We start from the raw sequence: 4,205 nt of genomic DNA on the forward strand, positions 1-4,205 counted from the left end.
GTGTGACATCTGGGGGAAGAGGATGGCCGGGAACGGGACCTGGGCCGCCAGTGCTGAGAACCAGCGGCTGCGTGGGCTCGCGCTCGCCTCCGTCGGCCTCACTGAGACCGAGGTGCTGAAGTACGCGTTGGACCAGGCGGTCGCCGAACTGCGCGGGCTGAGCGGGATGGTGCACTGGTCCGGAACGCTGGGCGGCAACGAGAAGCCGCGTCTGGTGGCGGCTTCCGGGATGCCGCCCGTCCGGCTGCAGGCCTGGGACGAGATCCAGGACGTCATCGTCCGGGTGTTGCGCGAGGGGGCGTCCACGTGCGCATCCGTCGCCCTGGGCGCCGGGTGCGCTGAGAAGGCCGGGCGCGGGAGCGCTGAGAAGACGGGCATGACCACCCCGCCCGTCGGGACCCTGACGACCGTGCCACTGCGCGTACCCGACAGGCCCATCGGCGTGCTGTCCGTAGTCTCCTGCGGGCTCGCCCAGCCGACCGGCCGCGAGCGGGCGTTCCTGCGGTCGCTGGCCGGTTGGCTGACCCAGCGGCTGGCCGTATCCGGCACCGGCTCGGACACCTGGCACCCGTGGGAGGAGGATCTCTCCGCCGACTCTCATCTCCGGGAGGCGCTGAAGGCGACCAGGATCGGATCCTGGGACTGGAACATCGTCACCGGCGAGCTGTACTGGGACGAAGCCGCCCTGACCATCATGGGGATCGACCCGGCCACCGGCCCTCACACGATCGACTACTGGGCCGACCTCGTCCACCCGGATGACTATCCCCGGGTGATGGCCGCGACCGAGGAGGCCATCCGTACCAAGGCGCTTTACGAGGTCGAATACCGTGCCCGCCGTCCGGACGGAACCACGGGCTGGCTGCAGGCACGCGGCCGGATGGTGCTGGACGAGGGCGGCGAGCCGGCCCGCATGATCGGCACGGTCTGGGACACCACGGAGAGCCACATCGCCCGCGAATCGGTCAGCCGCGCGCTGCGCTACATGAGCGACGCCTTCCTCGCGGTGGACCGCGACTGGCGGCTCACCTTCGTCAACCTCGACGCCGAACGCCTCTTGAGGGTTACCGGCCCCCATGGTCAGGTGCTGTGGGACCTGCTGGCGGGAAAGTTGCCGAACCTGCGGGCGGCGTGCCGCCGGACCGTCGCCGAGCGGGAGCCCGCCACTCTCGACGTACGGTGGCCGAGCGACGGTCGCTGGTACCACGTGCGACTGTTGCCGGTGCCCGACGGCCTGACCCTCTATTTCACCGACATCACCGACAAGCGCCTGAGAGAGGCCGAGCGCGAGGCCGCCGAGCGGGCCGCCGCCGAGCGGACCGCCTGGATCCAGGAGCTGACCCGAGCCCTCGGTGACGCCGTGACCGCCCATGATCTCGTGCGGGTCATCGTCGAACGGGTGCTTCCGCCGTTCGGCGCGGCGGGCCTGATCATGTTGACCGTCGACCGCGGCCACCTGCACGTGGCCGGAGCTTTCAACTACGCCGCGAGCGTTCTTGCCAGGCTGGAGGGCCAGGTGCCCGTGGAGCCGTCCGCCCTCTCCGACGCCCTGCGATCGGGTGCCCCGGTTTTCATCATCTCCAGGGCTGAGCACCGCCAGCGCTATCCGGACTTCGCCGAATGGACGGCCCCCAAGAGTGCCGGCAACCCAGAGATGGGCGCCTGGGCGATCCTGCCACTGCTCGTGCCCGGCCACTATCAGGGGTGCTGCGTGATCTCCTACGACCACCCGCACCGCTTCCCCGGCGAGGAGCGTACGCTGCTCACGGCGCTCAGCGGGCTGATATCCCAGGTTCTGGCGCGAGCCCGCCTGTATGACAAGGAGCGCGCCCGCGTCAAGGAGCTGCAGCGCCTGCAGGCGGGGCTGCGCGAGTCCCTCGATCGGCAGCGGCGCTTCACCGCCGACGCCTCCCACGAGCTGCGCACCCCGATGGCCGGGCTGCGGGCCCAACTGGAGGAGGCGCAACTCCACCCCGAGCAGACCGACCTCGGCGACCTGCTCGAACACGCCTTGCGCGACGTGGATCGGCTACAGGCCATCACCACCGACCTCCTGCTCCTGGCCCGGCTGGGGGCCGGCCAGGACATCGCGCTGGAGAAAGTGCACCTGACCCGGCTGATCGAGACGGAGATGCCTTGCCGCGCGAAGGGTCCGCGCCCCGTGCGGCTCCGGCTCGAACCCGATGTGGTGGTCGAGGCCGTCCCCGGGCAGATCATCCGAATACTGAACAACCTGCTCGAGAACGCGCAGCGTCATGCCGCGCGCCACATCGACGTCGGATTGCGGTGCGATGGCGACCACGCCGAGCTCACCGTCACCGACGACGGCCCGGGAGTCCCGGCGGCCGAACGCGAGAACATCTTCCAGCGTTTCACCCGGCTGGACACCGCCCGCAGCCGCGGCACGGGAGGCACCGGTCTCGGCCTGGCCATCGCCCGCGAGATCGCCCACGCCCACCACGGCACCCTGCACGTAGAAGCCCCGCCCACCCACGGCGCGCGCTTCATCCTCCGCCTCCCGCTCGCCCATCAGGGGTGAGGAGCCCGGTCACCTCCCGCTCGACCGTCGGGGGCGTGGAAGCCGGTCAGCCGACCGTCGCGCCGGACTTCTGGCCGATGGCGCCCGGCACCGGGGCGGCCGGGTCGGATCCGAGATCAACGATCCGGTTGCGCCCGTCGACGTGGACGACGGACGGGACGTACGACTTGACCTCGCTCTCGTCCACCTGCCGGTAGCTCATGATGATGACGAGGTCATCCGGGGACACGAGGTGGGCGGCCGCGCCGTTGATGCCGATCACCCCCGAGCCCGCCGGCCCTTCGATGACGTAGGTCGTCAGCCGGGAGCCGTTGGTGATGTCGACGACGTGGACCTGCTCGCCCTCGACCAGGTCGGCCGCGTCCATGAGGACTCTGTCGATCGTGATCGAGCCGACGTAGTGCAGGTCGGCCTGGGTCACGGTGGCCCTGTGGATCTTGCCGCCGAGCAGGGTGCGCTGCATGTCCATGCCCTCCGAAGAGTCGGTAAAAGTTAGGTAATGCTATCCTAAGTAGACCCATCGACTCCCGCCTGTGCAACCCCCGGGCCAGCGGTCACCGAGACGCCGGAGGGCACAGAGACAAGGAACTCAGATGACTCCTCCCGGCACCATCCGTCCCTGGCGAGCCGCGGCGATCGCCGTGGTGTGCGTCCTCATGATGGGTTCGCTGATCTCGTGTTCGAGCTCGGCGCCGGCCCCTAAGGCCGCGGCGGCGGCCGATCCGGCCTTCCCCGTGTCCATCGAGCACAAGTTCGGGTCCACCACGATCAAGTCGCGGCCCACCCGGGTGGTCACCGTCGGGTGGAACGACCAGGACTACGCCCTCGCCCTCGGCGTCGTGCCGGTGGGCACGCGGGAGTGGTTCGAGGAGTACCCAAGCTATCCGTGGGTCAAGACGGCGCTGGGCGGCAAGCCGTTGCCCACGTTCTCGGCGGAGATCAACTTCGAGGCCATCATCAAGCAGCGGCCCGACCTGATCATCGCGATCTACGAGACGATCAACAAGCAGACGTACGACAAGCTCTCGCAGATCGCCCCCACGGTGATTCAGTCCAGCGCGTATCCGGACGAGCAGACGCCGTGGGACGTCCAGACGCTCACCACGGGTAAGGCACTGGGCAAGTCCGCGCAGGCGCGGGCGCTCGTCGACAAGGTCAACGGCAAGATCGCCGCGGCGAAGCAGGCGCATCCCGAATTCGCCGGGAAGGTTCTGGTGGTGGACTACGGGCCCGAGAACGGGCAGCACTACCTGATTCCGGGCCGCGACCCGCGCCGCGCGCTCTTCGACGCGCTCGGCTTCGCCGCCCAGAGCCAGAGCGGCGACATCAGCGAGGAGCGGCTGGACCTGCTCGACAAGGACGTGCTGTTCGTCAACGGCTCGACCAAGGCGAAGATGACCTCCTCGCCGGTCTTCTCCCGGCTGAACGTGGTCAAGACCGATCGGACCATTTATACGGACTTCTCCACTCCGCTCGGGGGCGCGTTGTCGTACAGCGGGCCGGACGCGCTGCTCTACGCGCTCGACGTGCTCGTGCCTCAGCTGGCGAACGCGGCCGACATGAAGCCGTCGACCGCGATCACCGACCTGTCCAACGTCACCTGACCGGTCCTCACCCGGCTCCCACCTCAGCTCCCGCCCGGCCCTCGCCCGGCCCTCGCACGACC

3 protein-coding genes are annotated in these 4,205 nt (G+C 69.3%); 2 read left to right on the forward strand and 1 reads right to left on the reverse strand.

Annotated elements, in window-relative coordinates; translation table 11 throughout:
- Positions 1–22 precede the first annotated feature (22 nt).
- Positions 23–2,539 carry an ATP-binding protein gene (locus AB0J16_RS26815; protein ID WP_358544398.1) on the forward strand — a complete coding sequence of 839 codons (2,517 nt, stop codon included), beginning with the start codon at positions 23–25 and terminating at the stop codon, positions 2,537–2,539.
- A gap of 46 nt (positions 2,540–2,585) precedes the next feature.
- Here AB0J16_RS26815 and panD read toward each other — a convergent pair whose 3' ends face one another.
- Positions 2,586–3,002, reverse strand: a complete 417-nt coding sequence (panD, locus tag AB0J16_RS26820) for an aspartate 1-decarboxylase (RefSeq protein WP_358544400.1) — start codon at positions 3,000–3,002, stop codon at positions 2,586–2,588.
- Between the two features lie 130 nt (positions 3,003–3,132).
- Here panD and AB0J16_RS26825 point away from each other — a divergent pair, with 130 nt between their 5' ends.
- Positions 3,133–4,143: an iron-siderophore ABC transporter substrate-binding protein gene (locus tag AB0J16_RS26825; protein WP_358544401.1), complete on the forward strand. Its 1,011-nt coding sequence runs from the start codon at positions 3,133–3,135 to the stop codon at positions 4,141–4,143.
- Positions 4,144–4,205: the final 62 nt, after the last annotated feature.

The sequence above is a fragment of the Nonomuraea sp. NPDC049750 genome (genome assembly GCF_040659625.1).
GTDB lineage: Bacteria > Actinomycetota > Actinomycetes > Streptosporangiales > Streptosporangiaceae > Nonomuraea.

What these genes read in the sequence shown, in the direction of transcription:
- AB0J16_RS26825 (WP_358544401.1), top strand. Translation starts at nt 3,133, where the DNA reads ATGACTCCTCCCGGCACCATCCGTCCCTGGCGAGCCGCGGCGATCGCC.
- AB0J16_RS26815 (WP_358544398.1), top strand. Translation starts at nt 23, where the DNA reads ATGGCCGGGAACGGGACCTGGGCCGCCAGTGCTGAGAACCAGCGGCTG.
- panD (WP_358544400.1), bottom strand. Translation starts at nt 3,002, where the DNA reads ATGCAGCGCACCCTGCTCGGCGGCAAGATCCACAGGGCCACCGTGACC.